Origin of the sequence: Chryseobacterium salviniae (genome assembly GCF_035819015.1) — a bacterium.
GTDB lineage: Bacteria > Bacteroidota > Bacteroidia > Flavobacteriales > Weeksellaceae > Chryseobacterium > Chryseobacterium salviniae.
Map to the genome: position 1 here is coordinate 98850 of NZ_JAYLAA010000006.1, position 20169 is coordinate 119018.

Here is a 20169-nt window from a genome sequence, read left to right on the forward strand (position 1 = left end):
ATGCTAATTAAAATTTTATGGAAAATACACCATCTGTCGGACAATCAATAAATCGTCTGGAAGGTCATCTGAAGGTGACAGGACAAGCAAAATACGCTGCGGAATATGATGCTCAGGATTTGTTGTACGGCTATATCGTGAACAGTACAATCACAAAAGGTAAAATTAAGACCATCGATACGTCAGAAATAAAAAAATTGGATGGTGTTGTTGAAGTTTTTACCCATGAAAATAAACCTTCAACTGCATGGTTTGATTTTCAGTATGCCGATATGGATGCGCCTCCCGGAACTGTTTTTAAGCCTCTTAAAGATAACGTAATCCGATATAACGGACAGCCTGTTGCCTTAATTGTAGCAGAAAGTTTTGAATTGGCACGCTATGCAGCAGCGAAAATAAATGTTGTTTATGAAAAAGAAGATTTTGAAACAGATCTAAAAACAAATATCGATACATCCAGAGATCCTAAAAAAGGTTTGGCTTCATTGCTGAAGCCACCTCCGCCAAAACCTACCGGTGACTTTCAGAAAGAATATGAAAATTCATTTGTAAAAACCGACAGCTTTTTCAGCCATGGAACCGAGCATCACAATCCTATGGAAATGTTTGCCTCTACCGTTATTTATGAAGGAAAAGATAAACTTACCATTTACGATAAAACACAGGGAACCATCAATTCCCAAATGTATGTTGCGAATGTTTTCGGGCTTAAAATGAAGAATGTGCAGGTTATTTCACCGTTTGTCGGAGGTGGCTTCGGTTCGGGTCTTCGTCCGCAGCAGCAGCTTTTTATGGCGGTAATGGCTTCGCTGGCTTTACAACGAAATGTTCGAGTCGTCTTGGATCGCGCTCAGATGTATATGATCGGACACAGGCCACCGACGTTGCAGCATACCAAATTCGGAGCTGATAAAGACGGTAAAGTGAATGCCATTTATCATAAAGCAACCGGTGAGACTTCACGGTTTGAAGATTATGTGGAAATTGTAGTAAACTGGGCCAATATGTTGTATCCTGCAGAAAATACGTTGCTGGAACACGAAATCGTCCCGCTGGATGTTTACAGCCCGCTTGATATGAGGGCACCCGGCGGAAGTACCGGAATGCACGCTATAGAGGTAACAATGGATGAAATTGCCTATAAACTGAATATAGATCCATTGGAATTAAGGCTTATCAATTATTCGGAAATAGATAAGAGCAGTGATAAAGAATATTCGAGTAAAGAACTCAGAAAATGTTATCTGGAAGGCGCCGAAAAATTTGGATGGAAAGAAAGAAATCCTGAACCCCGAAGCATGAAGCGCGGAAATAAGCTGGTCGGTTATGGAATGGCTACCGGAATTTGGGATGCCAATAGGATTTTCGGCCGTGCGGAAGCGATCATGACACCGGATGGAAAAGTTGAAATAAAAAGTGCCGTTACCGATATCGGAACCGGAACCAAGACCATCATGACCCAGATTGCAGCTGATGAACTTGGACTTCCTGTTGAGGATGTTACATTTTCGTATGCTGACAGCCAGATGCCTTTTGCTCCTATTCAGGGAGGTTCGTTTACTACGGCAACAGTAGGACCTGCGGTGCAGAATGCCTGTCAGGCTTTAAATAAAAAACTTTTCAAAAAAGCTAAAGATATAGAGGGATCAACATTAAGCAATGTTAAATTCAAAGATGTTAATTTTAAAAATGGTTTTATCACTGTAAAAGATCAGCCTGAAATACAGTTGGATATCAAACAAATTTTCAAAGCAAATGGAGGTAAAAAGATCAGCACCACAAATTCTGCAATGCCTAATCCTTTAACCTATGGAAAAAAAGCCAGAGCCGTTCACAGTGCGGTCTTTGTTGAGGTAGAAGTAGATGAAGAGCTTGGAGTTATTGAATTGAAAAGAGCTGTAACAGCCGTTGCAGCAGGGAAAATCATCAATCCTAAAACAGCAGAAAGTCAGGTTTTGGGAGGTATGATCTGGGGAATAAGCAAAGCATTGCATGAGGAGACCATTTTGGATCATAATCTGGGAAAATATATGAATGCTAATTTAGGGGAATATCACATTCCCGTTCATGCAGACATTCATGATCTGGAAGTACTATTTGTAGAAGAAAATGATCAATTTGTGAATGACCTGGGAGTGAAAGGCGTTGGGGAAATTGGCGGGGTAGGAATGCCTCCTGCTATTACAAATGCCATCTTCCATGCCACCGGAAAAAGAATTTATGATCTTCCTGTTCATTTTGACAAGTTGATGTAATTCTTTTTTGAAGGATTTGCATCAATCAGGTGTAATACAGAATTGTATATAATTAAATCACATCTTTTGCTTTAAACTGATGTGATTTTTTGGTATAGGATTATAAGCAGATAAATTATTCAATAGTGTTTCACTATCCGAAAACATCTAAAGTTGAAATGATCTCGTATATATATTCAGAAGGCCATTCGATCTTCAACTTTGCTGTATTGCTTTGTGAAGTAGTGATGTATCTTCTTTATAATTTTTGTTTATGAGTTTATTGATTTTCATTGTCCTTCATTGGTACACTTCTTTATTTTTTCAGTCTATATTCCATCACCGGTACGCAGCACATAATCTTTTCACCATGTCCAGATTCTGGGAAAAGGTATTTTATATAGGATGCTTTATCACGCAGGGCTCTTCATATATAAGTGCTTATACTTACGGCCTTATGCACCGTCTTCATCATGCCCACACCGACCTGCCTGAAGATCCTCATTCACCGCATAATGATCCCAATCCTTTTATCATGATGTGGACTACAAGAAACAATTATTTCAATTTGCATATTGGGAATGTCGGCACCGCAGAAAAATATAAGAAAAATCTTCCGGACTGGAAAAGCTTTGATAAGATTGCCCATAATTATATCACCAGAATCATATGGATAGGCATATATGTTTTAATCTATTTCTTTCTGGCAACAGCATGGTGGCAATGGCTATTACTTCCTGTTACGGTTCTCATGGGATCTTTACAAGGAATGGCTGTCAACTGGTGGGCGCATAAATTCGGATATCAGAATTACAGCATGAAAAATACCTCAAAAAATATTCTTCCGGTAGATATAATATTTTGGGGCGAGGCCTATCATAATAACCACCATAAACACCCTCAACGCCCAAATAATGCTTCCCGCTGGTTCGAGTGGGATATGGGCTTCCAAACGATGCGGCTGCTTCATCACTTTAAAATTATTACAATCAAATCTTGAGCAATCTTTTCAGGATCTGAGAATTCTTCGTATTTTTCTTCTGCCAAAGCTTTGTTCGCCTTTTTATCCTCATAATGGTGTAAGGCATGAAGATATAAGCGGAGTTCGAAACATGTTCCTGAATTTAGAATAAAGATTAAAAAGAACTCAGGTCTAGCTCAATCAGCTTATCACCGTTAATGAAAGGTTGTAGCGGATCGAGCCTTCGACTTAAATTGCTATTTTGCTTCTATATTAATTGAATTAGCAAAGTGACAAATCTAGAAAAGATCTTACTTTGCCGGATGACGTTCGTTACCTTGAGAAAATAGCGGCACTGAGCTATGAATGTAAGAAACTGAAAAAGATCCTTTTTTTCTTTGGAGCCTTATCATATGAAAGAATATTTACTGATTATACAGCCTGAGAATTTCCACCAGCTCGGGTACCGATTTTATTTTCAGCTTCTCAAAAAGCCTGTTTTTGTAAGTGCTGACCGTTGAAGAATGGATATTCAGCTGATTAGAAATTTCTTTAAGGGGAAGACCTTCTGCAAGCTTATTGGCAATTTGCAATTCGCGGTCTGATAACGCTTCAAAGGGAGAATCTTTTGTGGCGCCGGTTAATGATTCTAAAAGCATTGCTTCTTTTACATTATCACTGAAATATCGGCCCTTATCGAGCATTGCCGTCACAGCATCCTTCACCACTTCCGGGGAGCTTTGCTTGCTTAGGTAGCCGCCGGCGCCCATCTTCAGGTAACGTATTGCATACAGCTCTTCATCCTGAGAAGAAAATATTAAAATTTTTAATTCAGGTTTATGAATTTTTATGTAATGTATCGCTTCCTGAACAGTACCATTAGGCATATTAACGTCCATAATGGCCAAATCGAATTCTTCTTTAAGAATTATCTTATACAGCGATTTATAATCCTCTACTTCTGAAATCAGGGCATCGGGCTTGAGCCGTTTGACCGTTTGCACCAGACCCATCCGGACAATACCATGATCATCTGCAACAACAATACGAACATTTAATTTTAAATCCTTCATGCCGTAAATTTAGGCAAAAAAAGGGAAACAGATCTATTACTTTCAGACGAAATGATACTATATTTCCGCATAACAAGGATATAAAATTTTGTAATTTTCAAACCCAATCCGCTCAAAAAGTCAAATTTAGTTTACGAATGTAATAATAGATACAGAGCGCCTGGCAAATAGCTGGATATTTCAAAAAGTACATTATAATTTAATAGCTGTTATTTTTCTTTTTCTTTACTCAATGTTGATTCACAATATTAGACCTTTTAAATTTTACTCAATAATTTTTTATAGCTTTTTCTTAATTTTTTAAATAAAATAAACTTTGTTTATTCTTAAAATTAACAGTAAGAAATTCAGTAAGTTAACTGATTGTAATTAAGGAATCGATGCATTTTTTTTATTAAGTTTTTTAATATTACAGTGCTGTAAAGCTATAATAAACATTAATGGAGTAGGTCGTATTTTCTTTCCCTACCAAACTTTGGGCACCTGTAGGTGATATGGTGTATCTTACGTTCAGTTCCCGGTCCAAAACAGGTGTTCCGTTAAACAGGAGTTTTTGGGGAGTTTTCGATAAAGTGGCATTTACAGAGCTTCCTTCTACGCCTATTTGTAATATGTTGGAATTGATGTTGGTCTGCAGGCCGCCTTTCTTGAAATAATTTTCATCCGATTTTACATACAGTTCAAAACTTTCATTATTGGACAATATAATCTGGCTTGGAATCATTTGCGACTGGCCATTGGTGTAATGCGCAGCTGTATTAAAATTAAAGTTTACATTTCGCCCTGAAGAAGGAATAGTGATCTCTGAGCGGGGAAGCACCTTTATTTGAACAGCGGTATTTTGTAAACTGTTAATTGAATTATCGGTACTAGCAGCATTAAAGTTCAGCTCAAAAGTGTAAGTTCCCGCTTCGAAAAAAAAGTTCTTAAAATCTTCAGCAGATACATAAAGCTGCGGCGTGAAGCTGTTTCTGTTTCCGGCTACAACACTGAAATTTGCAGCGGAGAAATTCTGAAAATTGGCGGATAAGGCTTTGGTGGTAAGTCCAGCTCCATTACTGCCCAATTTAATGCTTCCTATACTTCGGGTTCCTGGTACACCTTTAGATGACGTGAACTGAATATTTGAAGCAGCAGCTTTCGCCCATACATTAAAATCGACCGTATGCGCAATTTCCGAATTGTCCAAACTAAACATTTGGGTGCCCGTAATTCGGTAGTCATTCAATGAAGATATTTCTATGTATTTTGTTAAAGATGTTGTGACCCATCTTACGGATGCAGGAATAACTAAAATTGTTTTAAAATTACGGGGCGTAAAATCATTGTAATTCTGAAGGATTTCCATAGAATAATTCCCGGCCCGGTAAGCATTGGCAGCAAACTGTGCGCCAGGGATTTTAAAAGTAAAATTGATATTCCCCTTGTTGAATCCTCCTCCAAAAATAATGGACCCCGGTGGTTCAAACCATCTTATAGCGCTTGTGTTGAACGACTGAAAACCTGGTAAGGAACCCGAAAATCCGGTAGATGGAAGCTGCCCGCCCATACTTTCCAGCTGCCACAGAAGCGCAGAGCTGGGTAAAGTAGACGAAGAAGTAGCGTGGGTAAAAGTAGGCCCGGATACAGAGGTAAATGTAGGAGCTATTGGCGCCAGTCCAAAAAAGGCATAATCCCAGTTTGTTCTGTTGGCGTTCACCATTACCCTTGTAGGTAGTGAGGTAAATTCGCTCCTGTTAAAAATATTATTCTCCGGAACCGACAGGTACACATCCTGAGCTTTCGCGACTGTTGACCCGCAGAGCACGGTTAAAATTCCTATTAAAAAAGCCCTCATCGTTTTCATACCTTTAAATTTAAAACTTTTTCACCTTAATGGTGGTGTCTTTCTTCTTATATTCAAAAACCACGGTTTCAGAATAGCCTTCTTTTGTCACCTGAATGGTTTGTGTGGGTTGCATATAACTGTATTTGTCATTTTCAATATAGAGGTCGTATTTTCCATCTTTCAGGAAAAACTCAAACTCATTTCTTTGGTTCACCACGGCGGTATAAATCGTACCATCTTCACTTCTTGCATACACTACTATTCCGGTTACATCCGTTTCCAAATCATCATAGGCTTGTTTGATTTCTGCTAATCTCCCAATTACCCTGATATTTTTTACCAAGCCCACTTTGCGGTTGATATTTTTATTAACTGTAATGACAGGATCCATCATCAATCGGGCACCTGCACTTTCGTTTACCTTCAGGGTGTAAATACCTTCAGGCACATTCTGGAAAACTACTTTTCCATTCTTATCAGTCAATGCAACAAAATTGTCCAGTTTTACTATTTCATTGGTAAGAATCTGTTCATCAGCTTCCAGAAGGCCATTAAAATTTTTATCTTCGAATAACTGCAGAGTTACTTTATGATTGCCAAAGGCTGTAGCTGCGGTAAAATATTTTTTAATTCCCACTCTGAACTGGTAGTAACTGCCACTGCTTGCATAAGCAGCCGTAGATTTATAACCCGAAAAATTAAAATAGCCTGTAGTAGACAACGAAGGCGAGATCTTATATTCCAGATTACCGGTTATATTGCTGTTTAAATTTTTATAAAGTTTCGAATAGGAAGTCCCTGCTGAAAAAGATCCAATCAGATTATTATTAAGCATCTGAAAATTATAAGACGCGTATACATTGTAGTTGGCGAAATTACGGTCTGCATTATCATAAGCAGTTAAATCAAAGACATTGGTAGCGTTCCATTGTGCGGTTCCGTTGAGGGAAAAGGATTTATACCTGTAAGACAAGGTTGTTTTCAGACTGTTGAACCAGTCTGTCTTAGTATTGTCTTTTGAATAGGAATATTCCGCCGTCCAGTTCAGTCCGTGCGCACCCATAGTAGTGCTGATGTTAGCTTCCAGCCGGTAAGAAAAAAGTTCCCGAGACATATAAAAATTGGCTGTTTTTTGTTTTTCAACCTTTGGGGACAATAGAAAATTCCAATGCTTTACAGAAAACTGGTACCCTGATCCCAAAGCTTCTGTGCTGTTGAAGTAATAGCGTAAATTTGAGGCATTCCCAGGTTCGATAGGGGCACTCTGAAAACTCAGGAACTCAGGGTTTATCTGCGAATTCTGATACTGTATAAAAGCGCGCTGGAAGGCAGAAAATTGGCGGCCGATCCGCTGATTTGTGAAAAAAGATCCCCGTTTGATCCCTGCATAGCTTTTGGTGGCGAAAGAATTAACAGACTGTATGTCCCATTTCCCTATTTTCCCCTCATAACTGGCTCCCATGGAAGCTCCGGTGTTTTCATCTTTGTTTGAAAGGCCTTTTTCGTGGCTCAGCCCCACCTCCGTGCGGATGGTGTGCTTATCATTAACTGAAAATGATGTTACCGCATTGGCCACCTGCGTATCGATATTAAAGCGTGGGTCATGGTCGAATATATAGGATACTTTCCCATTGAAAGATTTAGCATTCCCAAAACCATATTTTGCACCCACCATCTTAGATCCTTCAGTTTGCTGGAAATAATTACCATACAGGTTGTAATTATTTTCCAGCGCAAGAACTTCTATCTGGTTATTTTTACCAAATTTCGTTGAAAGTTTCCCTCCTCTCCCAAAAAGCGGGTAATCGTAATCGGTACTATTAACATTTCCTACCCGTAATGCCGTATTTTTTCTTTCCAGTTCAAGCCAGGTATCATACAGGTTATAACGGCTGTCTTCAACATAGTAATCTGCACCGAGATTGAAGCGTGATGTTAAACTTTCGCTCACCCGAAACGCGGTATTACCTCTCAACTGAAGATAATTGAAACCGGTATTGTTTCCGGTATAGCTCATTTCTGCAAAATTATTTCCGCTTACTGCTTCGTTTCCTCGCGCAATTTGTCTGTTGTTCGATAAGATGACTAAGTGTAGCGTGTTGCTTCCCACGATTTCATGAGTAAGCAAGTCTGTGACGGATGCATTAATACTAAATTCCGGAAAAAGCGTATTTTGTCTTCTGACTGCAATTTTGATCTCAACCGTTTGTTTTTCTAAACCTTCCAGAGATACGGTTTGTTGTCTGGGTATCATTTCTAAACCGTCAGGAATAGATTGCAGATCAATCTTAACGGTTCGTTTACTATAACCCTGGTTTTCTACAGTTAGCAGAATTGAGGAATCAGGTGCAGAAGGATTGATGAAATTTTCGTATGCTGCCGTATAAATTGCAATGTTTTTATTCTCTTCTTTTTTAACGAAGAACGAGGCGGTTTCAGTTCTGGTGGCCGTTGGTGTAGTATAAGAAACCTGGAATTTAATCTCATTTGACCTCAGTTTCATAAAATCTACATTGGCGATCAGTTTCACGGGGAAATTCTTAGACTGACCGGCGTCTACGGTAAAGTTATTTTTAGGATAGAAAAGCAAACCCGGATATGTTTCCTGAGGTATGATATTCTGGATGGTAATTCTTTCGGAACTTTTATTCTCAACAACCAGGAAATTAGTAAAAGTAGAACCCTTCTCAACAGCGATACTGTCATTTTCAAAATGGATTCGGATATCCGACTTTTCCTGCGCAAAGGCCAACGAAAAGTGTATAAGAACAAATGCAAATAATGCGAGTGTTATTCTCAGGATCAATCGGTATTCCATTTTGTAGTTTCAAGACGTGATTTTAAAATGTAAAGTTTTTTTCGCCTACGCGTAAATCATTGGATCCTGCCATTTTGATAATAGCCACCCCAAGGAAGCTCCCGGAAATGTTCTCCGGTAAAGAAAATTGAACGACCTGATTGGTGTCGGGAAGCATGGAGATGGATATGGCGGGTAATTTTATTTCCTTACCATTGTCTGTATTGGTCAGTTCAAACTCAACGGTCGCATCATTGATGGTATTTCCATCGTTATGGATGCTTACCGCTACTTTCCTGTTGGCTGCATTCTCGCTACTCGCCTCTGAAATATTGGTAATATCCAAACTTTTTACATTGTTTCCCGGTGGAGTATAAAAGATGTGAAGCCCCACCTCAAATAAGGTGATAACACCAATCCCGTTTTGAGCTCGTGCCTGATCTGCCTGTTGAGGAAGTTGGGTGAAAAACAACATGCTGTTCGTAACGGCAGATTTTGATGCGTTTGCCGGAATCTTCATGGTTACGACAATCTCTTTTGTACTCCTTGCAGGAACAGTGACCGTATTTTCTAAAGTGGACACCCAAGAGGCATTGGAAGTTTTTGAACTGCCTGCATCAAGATAGACCTTATTTCCGTCTTCTTCTCTAACCCAATCTTTATAGTTGAGATTAAAAACATAATCCTTATCCGAGCTGTTTTGAAGCGTGACCGTCTGTGTCACTTTGTCTCCCGGGTTACCGGTAAAAAACAATCGGGTAGGGGACATAGAGATGCTTTGTGCCAGAAGTGAAGAAGACCCGGTGAGGATAAAGAAAATGAAAAGGTGAATAAACTTGTGCATGGTGTGATGGTTTAAATATAAAAGATTCCCAAAACTAATGAAACTTAACTAAAGGAACCTTTACAAACTAAAAAAAATTATTATAAAGCAGTCGCAGTATACGTAACTGTTTGCGTATACGTTCCGGCCGGCTTACCTAAAATATCGGAAGAAGATGATTTCGCTGCGGGAATGGTGTAATCCAAGTTCAGAGTTAAGGCACTTCCCAGCGGTGCATTTGTTACTAAAGTCTGATCAGCCGCAGATAAAACAACAGCATTTTTTGTACCGCCCATGGTTCCGGCAGCTGCAGAAGCTTTGATGGTTAAAACATTTACAGGAATCAAGTTGGTTCCATTCATGAAATTAGCACCTCCTGCTTTTACTTTTACATTAAAATTCTTTGTTGAAGTTACTTTTAAAGAGTTGGCTTTGGTAATTGTCTGATCAGAATTATAATCTGCTGCAGTAGCGTAGTTAAAATCAACTGTGTTACCAATTGCCGTACTTCCTGCGTCGATAGAGATTACATCGTTCAGGGTAATGTTTACCGTTGTGGTTGCAGTTGTATTCTGAGCCTCAATAGTGTTAGTTCCTAATACGAATGCTCCGATAGTTAATGCTGCGATTGCGAATTGCTTTTTCATAATGATATTATTTTATTTTTTATTCTTATTTAATTGTTCTCTTTTGAACACTACAAATGTACAGCGGCAAAAAAAGTTTCTCTGTAGTGGAACATGGAAGTTCGTGTAGTGAAATCGCCACAGGTATTTTCGTTTATTGTTTTAAAAAGAAAAGCCCCCAACACTTTAAAATGTTGAGGGCATTTATGAATTCTATAATTCAGATTATTCTTTGTTAAATTATAAAAATTATGTTGTAACTCATATAAGTGCGTATTAATAGCCCAAGTATTTTTTGATTACACATTATTACCCTGGTAGTATTTCTGCATGCTAACCTTGAAAATATAATCATCATTATAAATGATAGTTTTTCCTAAGGCACTTTTCTTTATATCGGTATTAATACATACAAAATCAAAGGCCTCCCGTAGGAAGCCTCTGAAACACCAAATCACAAAATATTAATATGAAAAAAATTTACTTTCAGTCAGGAATAATTTTGCTATCATCCTGAGTTCGGATCTTGCAGCTGCAGATCTTTTAAGTCAACAATTTGCTAACAAATAAAATTAATTTTTTGATACTAATTCCAGTAGAATTTTCTTTAAAATTCAGCAATTTATAAAGCAGTCGCAGTATACGTAACTGTTTGCGTATACGTTCCGGCCGGCTTACCTAAAATATCGGAAGAAGATGATTTCGCTGCGGGAATGGTGTAATCCAAGTTCAGTGTCAATGCGCTTCCAAGCGGGGCATTTGTTACTAAAGTCTGATCAGCCGCAGATAAAACAACAGTGCTTTTTGTACCGCCCATGGTTCCGGCAGCTGCAGAAGCTTTGATGGTTAAAACATCTACGGGGATCAAATTGGTTCCATTTATGAAATTGGCACCCCCCGCTTTTACTTTTACATTAAAATTCTTTGTTGAAGTCACTTTCAAAGCGTTAGCTTGAGCTACTGTTTTTTCCGAATTATAATCCGCTGCAGTAACATAATTAAAGGCCACTGCGCCGCTTATTGCCGTACTTCCTGCGTCGATAGAGATTACATCGTTCAGGGTAATGTTTACCGTTGTGGTTGCAGTTGTATTCTGAGCCTCAATAGCGTTAGTACCTAATACGAATGCTCCGATAGTTAATGCTGCGATTGCGAATTGCTTTTTCATAATGATATTATTTTATTTTTTATTCTTATTTAATTGTTCTCTTTTGAACACTACAAATGTACAACGGCAAAAAAAGTTTCTTTGTAGTGGAACATGGAAGTTCGTGTAGTGAAATCGCCACAGGTATTTTAGTTATTGTTTTAAAAAAAAAGCCCCCAACACTTTAAATGTTGAGAGCTTATATAAATTGTTTTTGTTTTTTATTATAAAGCAGTCGCAGTATAAATTATTTTTTGCGTATACGTTCCTTTAGGTTTTCCCAGAAGTACCTTTGATGCTTTTTCTGCAGAAATAGAATAGGCAATGTTTAAAGATTGTTTTGCCCCTAAGCTTGCATTACTTACCAGAACCTGATCGGCTGTAGATAAGGTAACCTCATTCAGCGTTCCCGTTAAGCTTCCGCCTGATATTGCTTTTACCTGTAATACATCTACAGGAATAACATTTGAACCGCTTACAAAATTTGCGCCTTCAGATTTTACTTTTACATCGAAATTTTTGGAGGAAATGATGACTAAACTATTCGGCACCGTCACATTTTTTGAGGAATTATAATCTGTTGTATTCACATAATTAAAATCCACAGCGCCACCTGAAGCAACAGTTCCTACGTCCATTGAAATAACATCTGCTAAAATAATGTTGACGGAGGTATGAACCTGATCAGAATTTTGTGCCAGAACTTGGTTGCTTCCTAAAGCGATTGCTCCCCAAGACAACGCAGCGATAACGATTTTTTTTTTCATGATAGGTAGGTTTTATGGTAGTAAATTGCTGTTATTCAAATTAATTACACTGACAAATATCACTAAAATCAAATTTAATAACATTATTTGACATAGCCAAACTCTTATTGTTATTAATTAAGTATTTGTTAATCTGAAGGTTAATGTTTTTTATTTTGGAATCCAGATAATTCTTGCGATGATATTTCACTCACAAATGATGAATAATATGGATTTTTGAGAAAATCATTATTTAAACAATACGATTAAACAATATATTATGAAATGCCGTTGTATATATTCTATTTTATTATCGTGTGCAGCCTATCAGAAAAAAAAATATTGTCCCGGAAAGTAAACAACCTGATATTAAAACAATAATAAAATGCTCCCGTCTCGGTGGAAAACGTTGCAAATCTCTATCAACAGGGCGATTTATGTTTCAAACAACTAAAATGAACAATGTTGCCCAATATATCTATCGGTATAACGGTTGTTTAGAAAATAAAAAAACCGACATAAGAGAGTGAAAACTCCAAATGCCGGTCTTGTGACCAAGACGAGCGTATCTTCAAACACTTTTATAGATGATCTGGTTCGATTGAGTCAAATTAAACAAGAATTACAAATCCCATTTATCTGGTAATTTTTGTAGTTTGATTTTCTTAACTTTGAAAAATGAAAGAAAAGGTAAAAAGAGTTATTTCAGAATTTAATACTGTGTTAAAACTAAAAGGTTTTCGTGCGTTTCAAATTGAGCAGGACGGAAGCGAAACCCGTGTGTACAGCAGAAAAGAATTCTATAAAATCTGCCTTACGACTGGGAAAAGTAAAATTCATTATTCTGATAAAAGTTTCGAGCAGGAAGGAACTGTGCTTTTTTTCGGAAATCCGCATATTCCTTATTCCTGGGAAACGATTTCAACGACTTATAAAGGGTATACCATTCTTTTTTCTGAGGAATTTTTCAAGAACTCTGAACGTTCCGAAAGTTTGCAGCAGTCTTCTTTCTTTAAAATCGGTGGAACTCCCGTTCTGAAAATTACCGAAGAACAAAGACAATTTCTTAACACGATTTTCCAAAAGATGATTGCGGAACAGGAAAGTGATTATGTTTATAAGGATGAATTGATACGTGACTACATAAGTCTTATCATTCACGAATCTCTGAAGCTGGAACCTGCAGAGGATTTCGACAAGAATAAAAATGCGGCATTAAGATTATCATCTGTTTTTCTGGAACTGTTGGAAAGACAATTTCCCATTGAAACTACGGATCAATCTCTGCAATTGAAATCAGCTCAGGATTTTGCAAAAAACCTGAATGTCCACGTTAATTATCTCAATCGTGCTGTAAAAGAAGTTACCGGAAAATCTACGACGGCTCATATCACAGAACGCATTCTCACAGAAGCAAAAGCATTGCTGCAGCACACTGACTGGAATATATCAGAAATTGCTTTCGCACTCGGATTCGATTATCCGACATATTTTAATAATTTCTTTAAAAAACAAACAGGCACAAATCCAAAAGCATTTCGTTTAACGGAAGTTTGAATTTCTTAATTTTTGGTTTGATTATCATTAACTGTTAGCTCCTCGTTATTTCTAATTTTGTATCAGTAATTTTTAATACAAAATTCAGATATGAAGATAGCAACAACAGTGATGGCTTTGTCCTTTCTTTTCATCGGACAGACATTTGCGCAGAATAAAAAATCAAATCAAAAAACAATGAGTGCAACCGAACAAACCGAACATTATACATTTAAACTAAGCGATAAAGTAAACCGAAAAGCCGTTACCTTCAAAAACCGTTACGGAATAACGCTTTCCGGAGATTTATACCTTCCCAAGAATACTGGAAAAGAAAAATTAGCAGCTTTGGCAATCAGCGGACCGTTTGGTGCGGTAAAAGAACAGTCTTCAGGTTTATATGCCAATCAGATGGCGGAAAGAGGTTTTGCCGTTATCGCTTTTGATCCTTCTTATACCGGCGAAAGTGGAGGTGAGCCGAGAGATATTGCTTCCCCCGACATCAATACCGAAGATTTCAGTGCGGCAGTTGATTTCTTAGGACTTCAACACAATGTAGACCGAAATAAGATCGGTATTATCGGAATTTGCGGATTTGGAGGGATGGCTCTGAATGCTACGGCGATAGATAAGCGGATAAAAGCCGTTGCCACCACCAGTATGTATGATATGACAAGAGTAATTTCTAAAGGATATAATGATGTAGTTACACTTGAACAACGAACAAAAACGCTCGAAGATCTGAACCAACAAAGATGGAAAGATGCGGAAACAGGAGAACAGGCATATACATCTTCTCATCTCCCGGAAAAATTAACGGGTAGCGAGCCTCAATTTATAAAAGATTATTTTAATTATTACAAAACACCAAGAGGTTTTCATGAACGTTCGGTAAATTCAACAAAAGGATGGAGGCTAACAAGCGCACTTTCATTCATGAATATGCCTATTTTAAGCTACATAAAAGAAATTTCACCTAGACCTATGCTTTTAATTGCTGGTGAAAATGCACATTCAAGGTACTTCTCAGAAGACATTTATAAAATGGCTGCCGAGCCGAAAGAATTAATGATTATTCCGCATGCAGTTCATGTAGATTTATATGATAGAGTGGATGTGATTCCTTTTGAAAAACTGGATAATTTCTTTAGAACGAATTTGAAATAATTGAACATTGCAATATTTTAAATCCGCTTTAAAATGGCAGATTTTGCGTTTTATTTTCTAAATATTTAAAATGAGCTTTAATAAAGATATTTTCACTAGACTTCGGAATGGTGAAACGATAATGCCTGATAATCCTGAACTTCATAAACTGCTGCAAGCTTCTTATGAAGTTAAGAAACAGTTAATTCTATTAAATACTTCCACAGAACCGAAGGAGATTTTAAAAATATTAAGTGAGATTGTAGGTGAAAAATTGGAGAATGTAGCGGTCTTTACACCCATTTATATCAACTACGGAAAGCATCTCAACATCGGTAAAAATGTATTCATTAATTTTGATTGCACTTTTCTGGCTTTGGGCGGAATTACGATTGAAGACGAGGTATTAATCGGCCCGAAAGTTAGTCTGATAACTGAAAATCATCCTTTAGAACCTCAACACAGGAAAGGATTGATAGGAAAATCTATTCATATTAAAAAAAATGCGTGGATTGGAGCAAATGCAACCATTCTTCCCGGAGTTACGATTGGCGAAAACGCTGTGGTTGCAGCCGGAGCCGTGGTTTCTAAAGATGTTCCAAATAATGTTGTGGTGGGAGGGATTCCCGCAAAAATCGTAAAAACAATTGTATGATAAAATATTTAATCATCATTCTTTTAGCGATCAGTCCAACTGTAATCGCACAAAATAAAGAAAATTCAAACAAAATAAAATCTAAGAAAATGAGTACAGATATCCCTAAAATAAGTGATTTTCCGACAGGCGAAGAAAACACGGCTTTTGCACAATATTTTATTGGCAAATCTTATTTGGCGCCCTTGACAAGCAATAAAGAATTGAATGTTCCCCTTTCCAACGTTACATTTGAGCCCGGTTGTCGCAACAATTGGCACAGCCATACCTGCGGACAGCTTTTGATTGTTGTTGGTGGTGAAGGCTTATATCAGGAAAGAGGGAAATCTGCTCGTCGTTTAAAATCTGGTGATATTGTAGAAATTGCTCCAAATGTTGAGCATTGGCACGGCGCAACTGCCGAAAGCTGGTTTTCACATTTAGCAACAAATGGTAATCCGCAAACCAATCAAAATAAATGGTTGGAAGCTGTCTCAGATATAGAATACGCTGAAGCCAACAAAAAATAATTTTCTATAAAGAGCAAACAAGTATTTCCAATGGATAATTGCATTATAGCTACCTTTTTTGCACACATAATTGTGTTAATTTAACAAAGACTTTGTAGCAATTAATATAAGAAAATAAAAAATAGCGCCAACTGAAGACAGTTGGCGCTATTTGGCTGTTGGTGACCTCGACAGGATTCAAACCTGTAACCTTCTGAGCCGTAATCAGATGCGCTATTCAGTTGCGCCACGAGGCCAGTGTTTAATGGTTTGCAAATATAACACTTTTTTACTTTCTTTGAAAGATGAAACTAAGAATTTTACTATTAATCGCGTTTTTCACGCTAACGGCTTGTAAAAGAGAACAAAAAAAATCGGCTTCAGAACCTGTTTCCATTTCAAATCATGTTCACTTTACCGAAGAAAAGGGAGCCTTACAGATCAGGTCCGGAAATTTTAACTATAATTTTAAAGAAAACCAGCTTCCATTCAAAAAAATAATATTGCTGAATGCAAGTATGACTGGATATATAACCGAACTAGGATCAGAAAATCTGATCGTGGGTGTTGCAAGCCCGGAATATATTTATTCAGAAAAAATTCAGAAATTACTAAAAGAAGGCAAAATTCAAAATGTTGGAAATGAGCAGAAATACGATGTAGAGAAAATCATTTCTTTACAACCAGATGCCATCTTTACCAATCATATCGCAAGCTTCGATAATACTTATAAACTTTTAAAAGATAACGGAATACAGGTAATTTTCTTAGATGAATACCTGGAGCAGAACCCACTGGAAAAAGCAGCATACATTAAACTTTTCGGAAAACTTTTCGGGAAAAACGAAAAAGCAACCGCTGTGTATGAAGAAATCAGCAAAAATTATCAGGATTTAAAGCAGCTTGCTGCCAAAGCGAAAGAAAAACCCACAGTCTTGGCAAACGAAATGTACGGTGACGTCTGGTATCTTCCGGGTGGAAAAACATCACTTGCCCATTTTATTTCAGATGCTAATGCCCATTATATTTTAAAAAACAATACAGAAGAAAAAGCAGTTACGATGAGCTTTGAAGAAGTTTTTGCAAAGGCTGGGCAGGTTCGGTACTGGATCAACGCCGGAAATCACCCTTCGAAAAAAGAAATGCTCACGATGAATCCGGTTTACAGTAAATTACCTGTTTTCAATAATGGAAAAATCTATGTAGTAACCGGAAAAGAAAAAGGAAAAGCCAATGATTATTTTGAGAGCGGAGTCGTAAGATCAGACCTTGTTTTAAAAGATTATATTAAAATTTTCCATCCCGAACTTTTACCCGATTATCACCTTACCTACATGAAAGAGTTGCAATAACTCAGAGTATTTGCTTATTTTTGACCTTTCATTTATAAATTATGTGGAAGACAATTAAACGCATTATATTCATTATCCTTATTCTGAATGTAATATTTATAGTATGGGGAAGATTTTTTAACCCGCCTATCACCATTACGCAGATAGGAGGATTGTTAAAATACGGAAAATTACAGCGGGATTACATTTCCTATGATGAGATGGGGAACAATGTGAAAAAAGCAGTGATCGCTTCCGAAGACCAGAAATTCTTTTCACACGATGGTTTCGATTACACCGCCATTGAAAAGGCCATGAAGAATAATGAAAAAGGCAAAAAACTGAGGGGAGGAAGCACCATTTCACAGCAAACGGCAAAAAATGTATTTCTATGGCAGGGCAGAAGCTGGTTCAGAAAAGGCCTTGAAGCGGTGTACACCTTCATTATCGAAAAAGTGTGGAGCAAAGACATTATTCTCGAAAGATATCTCAATTCCATTGAAATGGGGCAGGGCGTTTTCGGGGTTGAAGCTGCTTCAGAATACTATTTCGGCAAACCTTCAAAAGACCTTACTGTGTCGGAAGCAGCCTGGATAGCAGCGGTTTTGCCGAACCCTAAAAAATACGATCCTAAAAATCCTTCCGCCTATCTTAGAAAGAAACACAATTGGATCATGAGACAAATGCGGAATGTGCGTTTGAAATAGTATCTTTGTACCGATGAAACTCTTTAAATCCGGCAACAATTTCGAGACTGTTCTTAAAAAATATTTTTCCTTTAAGAATGAAACTATTTCTCTGGAACCCTTTTCGGAATTTCTGGAGAGTGCTAAAAGTGCGGATTTCACAGACATTATCAATTTCTTCAGAAACAATCCTCAGATTGCTGAAAACTTAAAAAAATACATCCATAATATTTTCAGGGGGAAAACCTTTAACCTTTCTTTGACAGAAGCGAATATCCTTTCCGAAAATGCTTTTATTCCCGAACTCAAGAAAAGAATTCTTAATAAAGTTCTTCCTCCGATCGTAAATGAACAGACGATCTGGTATATGATCGATAATGTGAGCTTTACCCCGAAAAAAGATCTTGAATTTCTCCAAAATTTACCGGAAAATGAGATTGATGAATTCTTTAGGATTCTGGGATTATCAGATTTTATCATACAACCGCAAGTTAAAAAAGAGCTGCTTTTTTCCATGAATATCCTTTCATGGCGTGTTACAGGTTCGGCAATGGAAGTTGAGGTTGTAAGGATGGCGCCGCAGTATCGTAAGTTTGATAACCCTTTTCTTGCCTTGCAAAATGAGCTTGAAGAACTTGCCGCAGAATTTGAAAAAAATCCCGAGCTGCATCTGCATTCCAAAGACAGCAGGTACAAACAGATAAAGATTTATATCGAGCAGTGTCTCGAATTTGTAAATATTTCATTTAAAAACTCTTCAAAATACGGAATATCAGGGAAAATTAACCAGTCTTTGCTGAAGATTCGCCAGCAGGTGCAGAGAATTTATGAAACCATTCAGCTTTTGGTAATTGATGATGAAAAATATATTTTGATAAATTCCAAACAATTGGTCTTTAATATTCTCAGCTATAAATCTCACAAGAACAATATTTCAGAGCTTATCAACGACAGCACAAGGCTGATTTCGCATCTCATCACCAATCACACGGCTGAAACCGGTGCGCATTACATCACTTCCACCCGTAAAGAATATATGACGATGTTCTACAAAGCCAGTGGCGGCGGAATTATTGTAGGTGCACTCTGTGTTTTGAAAATGCTTTACGGATATGTTCCGGGAAGTGATTTTTCGCATGCATTCCTGTACTCCATGAACTATGCGATGGGTTTTGTGATGATTTACCTGATGGGTTTTACACTGGCAACAAAGCAGCCTGCGATGACTGCCGCTACCATGACGAAAGTATTGTCTGAAGAGGGAAATATTAAAACGGACAGCAAAGAATTTGCCCACCTGGTCTCAAAACTCTTCAGAAGCCAGTTTATTGCTTTTGTTGGGAATGTGCTTTTATCTTTCCCGATTGCATTGATAATTATCTACGGCCTTGATGTATTTTTTTCGCAAAATCTCGCCGTTGAAAGATCTGATAAGCTCCTCCGGGATCTTGATCCGTTTAAATCCAAAGCGGTGTTGCATGCTTGCATTGCCGGATTTTACCTTTTCATTTCAGGGATTATTTCAGGGAATATCGGGAATAATTCGGTATTTTACCAGATCCCGGAAAGAATATCAAAAAACCTGTCCATCAGAAGGCTGTTCGGAAAGAATTTCGCCAAAGCCTTATCAAAATATTATGCTAAAAACTGGCCGGGGATCGTATCCAATTTCTGGTTTGGGGTATTTCTGGGAGCAACGGCTCCGATAGGTTTGTTTTTAGGGCTTGACCTGGATATCAGGCATATTACATTTGCCGCAGGAAATCTTGCTTTAGGGCTTTACGGAAGAGATTTTACGATAGATTCCTATACATTCGGCATCTCACTCTTTACCGTTTTCCTGATCGGGTTTTTAAATTTTGCAGTCAGCTTTGGTTTATCTATGTTTCTGGCATTCAGGTCAAGAAAGCTTAATTTCGGTCAGGTAAGTGAAATTTACAAAGGAATTTTCAGGTACTTCCTGAAAAATCCGCTAAGGTTTTTCATTCCTTTACAATCCGGTTTGGATAAAAAGACGGATGATCTGATGAGCAGCAAAATTCCTACAAAATCTGAAGATCATTAAATTGATCAATACCAAATCCGAGCCCAC

At 37.7% G+C, this 20169-nt stretch carries 16 protein-coding genes and 1 tRNA gene; 9 read left to right on the plus strand and 8 right to left on the minus strand.

Annotated features, from left to right (window positions below):
- Positions 1-17: 17 nt before the first annotated feature.
- Together SOP96_RS01485 and SOP96_RS01490 are read left to right on the plus strand one after the other, a co-directional pair.
- Entirely contained in the window at positions 18-2255 is a 2238-nt protein-coding gene (locus SOP96_RS01485; protein ID WP_326319462.1) for a xanthine dehydrogenase family protein molybdopterin-binding subunit, read from the plus strand.
- Positions 2256-2508: 253 nt separating this feature from the next.
- Positions 2509-3234, plus strand: a complete 726-nt coding sequence (locus tag SOP96_RS01490) for a fatty acid desaturase (protein ID WP_326319463.1) — start codon at positions 2509-2511, stop codon at positions 3232-3234.
- Positions 3235-3620: 386 nt separating this feature from the next.
- Here the strand turns inward: SOP96_RS01490 and SOP96_RS01495 are convergent, their stop codons facing one another.
- From SOP96_RS01495 to SOP96_RS01525, 7 genes are all read right to left on the minus strand, one after another.
- On the minus strand, positions 3621-4268 hold the full coding sequence (locus SOP96_RS01495) for a response regulator transcription factor (RefSeq protein ID WP_326319464.1): 648 nt from the start codon (positions 4266-4268) through the stop codon (positions 3621-3623).
- A gap of 409 nt (positions 4269-4677) precedes the next feature.
- The gene (locus tag SOP96_RS01500; RefSeq protein ID WP_326319465.1) at positions 4678-6114 is read right to left on the minus strand and encodes a hypothetical protein; all 1437 of its coding nucleotides are present in this window, start codon (positions 6112-6114) and stop codon (positions 4678-4680) included.
- A 10-nt stretch (positions 6115-6124) separates the two neighbouring features.
- Positions 6125-8914 carry a hypothetical protein gene (locus SOP96_RS01505; RefSeq protein ID WP_326319466.1) on the minus strand — a complete coding sequence of 930 codons (2790 nt, stop codon included), beginning with the start codon at positions 8912-8914 and terminating at the stop codon, positions 6125-6127.
- Between the two features lie 22 nt (positions 8915-8936).
- Complete coding sequence (locus SOP96_RS01510; protein ID WP_326319467.1) at positions 8937-9737, minus strand: fimbrial biogenesis chaperone; 801 nt, start codon at positions 9735-9737, stop codon at positions 8937-8939.
- A gap of 80 nt (positions 9738-9817) precedes the next feature.
- On the minus strand, positions 9818-10363 hold the full coding sequence (locus tag SOP96_RS01515; protein WP_326319468.1) for a peptidoglycan-binding protein LysM: 546 nt from the start codon (positions 10361-10363) through the stop codon (positions 9818-9820).
- A gap of 601 nt (positions 10364-10964) precedes the next feature.
- Positions 10965-11510 (minus strand): peptidoglycan-binding protein LysM, encoded by a 546-nt coding sequence (locus SOP96_RS01520; RefSeq protein WP_326319469.1) that lies wholly within the window; start codon positions 11508-11510, stop codon positions 10965-10967.
- Positions 11511-11713: 203 nt separating this feature from the next.
- Positions 11714-12256 carry a peptidoglycan-binding protein LysM gene (locus SOP96_RS01525; protein ID WP_326319470.1) on the minus strand — a complete coding sequence of 181 codons (543 nt, stop codon included), beginning with the start codon at positions 12254-12256 and terminating at the stop codon, positions 11714-11716.
- Between the two features lie 657 nt (positions 12257-12913).
- Between SOP96_RS01525 and SOP96_RS01530 the strand changes: the two genes are divergently transcribed.
- From SOP96_RS01530 to SOP96_RS01545, 4 genes are all read left to right on the plus strand, one after another.
- On the plus strand, positions 12914-13792 hold the full coding sequence (locus SOP96_RS01530; RefSeq protein ID WP_326319471.1) for a helix-turn-helix domain-containing protein: 879 nt from the start codon (positions 12914-12916) through the stop codon (positions 13790-13792).
- 90 nt (positions 13793-13882) lie between these two features.
- Positions 13883-14938 (plus strand): alpha/beta hydrolase, encoded by a 1056-nt coding sequence (locus SOP96_RS01535; protein ID WP_326319472.1) that lies wholly within the window; start codon positions 13883-13885, stop codon positions 14936-14938.
- Positions 14939-15008: 70 nt separating this feature from the next.
- Positions 15009-15572, plus strand: a complete 564-nt coding sequence (locus tag SOP96_RS01540; RefSeq protein WP_326319473.1) for a DapH/DapD/GlmU-related protein — start codon at positions 15009-15011, stop codon at positions 15570-15572.
- A complete protein-coding gene (locus tag SOP96_RS01545; protein WP_326319474.1) occupies positions 15569-16081 on the plus strand; it encodes a cupin domain-containing protein in 513 nt (170 codons plus the stop codon). Before SOP96_RS01540 ends, SOP96_RS01545 begins: the two co-directional genes overlap by 4 nt.
- A 159-nt stretch (positions 16082-16240) precedes the next feature.
- On the opposite strand, the gene SOP96_RS01550 is transcribed toward SOP96_RS01545, so the two are convergent.
- Positions 16241-16317 (minus strand) — tRNA-Arg (locus SOP96_RS01550).
- Positions 16318-16365: 48 nt separating this feature from the next.
- Between SOP96_RS01550 and SOP96_RS01555 the strand changes: the two genes are divergently transcribed.
- The 3 genes from SOP96_RS01555 to SOP96_RS01565 are packed head-to-tail and all read left to right on the plus strand — an operon-like array spanning position 16366 to position 20142.
- The gene (locus tag SOP96_RS01555; RefSeq protein WP_326319475.1) at positions 16366-17412 is read left to right on the plus strand and encodes an ABC transporter substrate-binding protein; all 1047 of its coding nucleotides are present in this window, start codon (positions 16366-16368) and stop codon (positions 17410-17412) included.
- A gap of 41 nt (positions 17413-17453) precedes the next feature.
- Positions 17454-18098 carry a monofunctional biosynthetic peptidoglycan transglycosylase gene (gene mtgA / locus SOP96_RS01560; protein ID WP_326319476.1) on the plus strand — a complete coding sequence of 215 codons (645 nt, stop codon included), beginning with the start codon at positions 17454-17456 and terminating at the stop codon, positions 18096-18098.
- Positions 18099-18111: 13 nt separating this feature from the next.
- Positions 18112-20142 carry a recombinase gene (locus SOP96_RS01565; RefSeq protein ID WP_326319477.1) on the plus strand — a complete coding sequence of 677 codons (2031 nt, stop codon included), beginning with the start codon at positions 18112-18114 and terminating at the stop codon, positions 20140-20142.
- The last annotated feature ends 27 nt before the right edge of the window (positions 20143-20169 follow it).

Bases quoted from the DNA above. Each gene is read 5' to 3' on its own strand.
- SOP96_RS01485 (WP_326319462.1), top strand. From the start codon at position 18: ATGGAAAATACACCATCTGTCGGACAATCAATAAATCGTCTGGAAGGT.
- SOP96_RS01490 (WP_326319463.1), top strand. From the start codon at position 2,509: ATGAGTTTATTGATTTTCATTGTCCTTCATTGGTACACTTCTTTATTT.
- SOP96_RS01495 (WP_326319464.1), bottom strand. From the start codon at position 4,268: ATGAAGGATTTAAAATTAAATGTTCGTATTGTTGTTGCAGATGATCAT.
- SOP96_RS01500 (WP_326319465.1), bottom strand. From the start codon at position 6,114: ATGAAAACGATGAGGGCTTTTTTAATAGGAATTTTAACCGTGCTCTGC.
- SOP96_RS01505 (WP_326319466.1), bottom strand. From the start codon at position 8,914: ATGGAATACCGATTGATCCTGAGAATAACACTCGCATTATTTGCATTT.
- SOP96_RS01510 (WP_326319467.1), bottom strand. From the start codon at position 9,737: ATGCACAAGTTTATTCACCTTTTCATTTTCTTTATCCTCACCGGGTCT.
- SOP96_RS01515 (WP_326319468.1), bottom strand. From the start codon at position 10,363: ATGAAAAAGCAATTCGCAATCGCAGCATTAACTATCGGAGCATTCGTA.
- SOP96_RS01520 (WP_326319469.1), bottom strand. From the start codon at position 11,510: ATGAAAAAGCAATTCGCAATCGCAGCATTAACTATCGGAGCATTCGTA.
- SOP96_RS01525 (WP_326319470.1), bottom strand. From the start codon at position 12,256: ATGAAAAAAAAAATCGTTATCGCTGCGTTGTCTTGGGGAGCAATCGCT.
- SOP96_RS01530 (WP_326319471.1), top strand. From the start codon at position 12,914: ATGAAAGAAAAGGTAAAAAGAGTTATTTCAGAATTTAATACTGTGTTA.
- SOP96_RS01535 (WP_326319472.1), top strand. From the start codon at position 13,883: ATGAAGATAGCAACAACAGTGATGGCTTTGTCCTTTCTTTTCATCGGA.
- SOP96_RS01540 (WP_326319473.1), top strand. From the start codon at position 15,009: ATGAGCTTTAATAAAGATATTTTCACTAGACTTCGGAATGGTGAAACG.
- SOP96_RS01545 (WP_326319474.1), top strand. From the start codon at position 15,569: ATGATAAAATATTTAATCATCATTCTTTTAGCGATCAGTCCAACTGTA.
- SOP96_RS01555 (WP_326319475.1), top strand. From the start codon at position 16,366: ATGAAACTAAGAATTTTACTATTAATCGCGTTTTTCACGCTAACGGCT.
- mtgA (WP_326319476.1), top strand. From the start codon at position 17,454: ATGTGGAAGACAATTAAACGCATTATATTCATTATCCTTATTCTGAAT.
- SOP96_RS01565 (WP_326319477.1), top strand. From the start codon at position 18,112: ATGAAACTCTTTAAATCCGGCAACAATTTCGAGACTGTTCTTAAAAAA.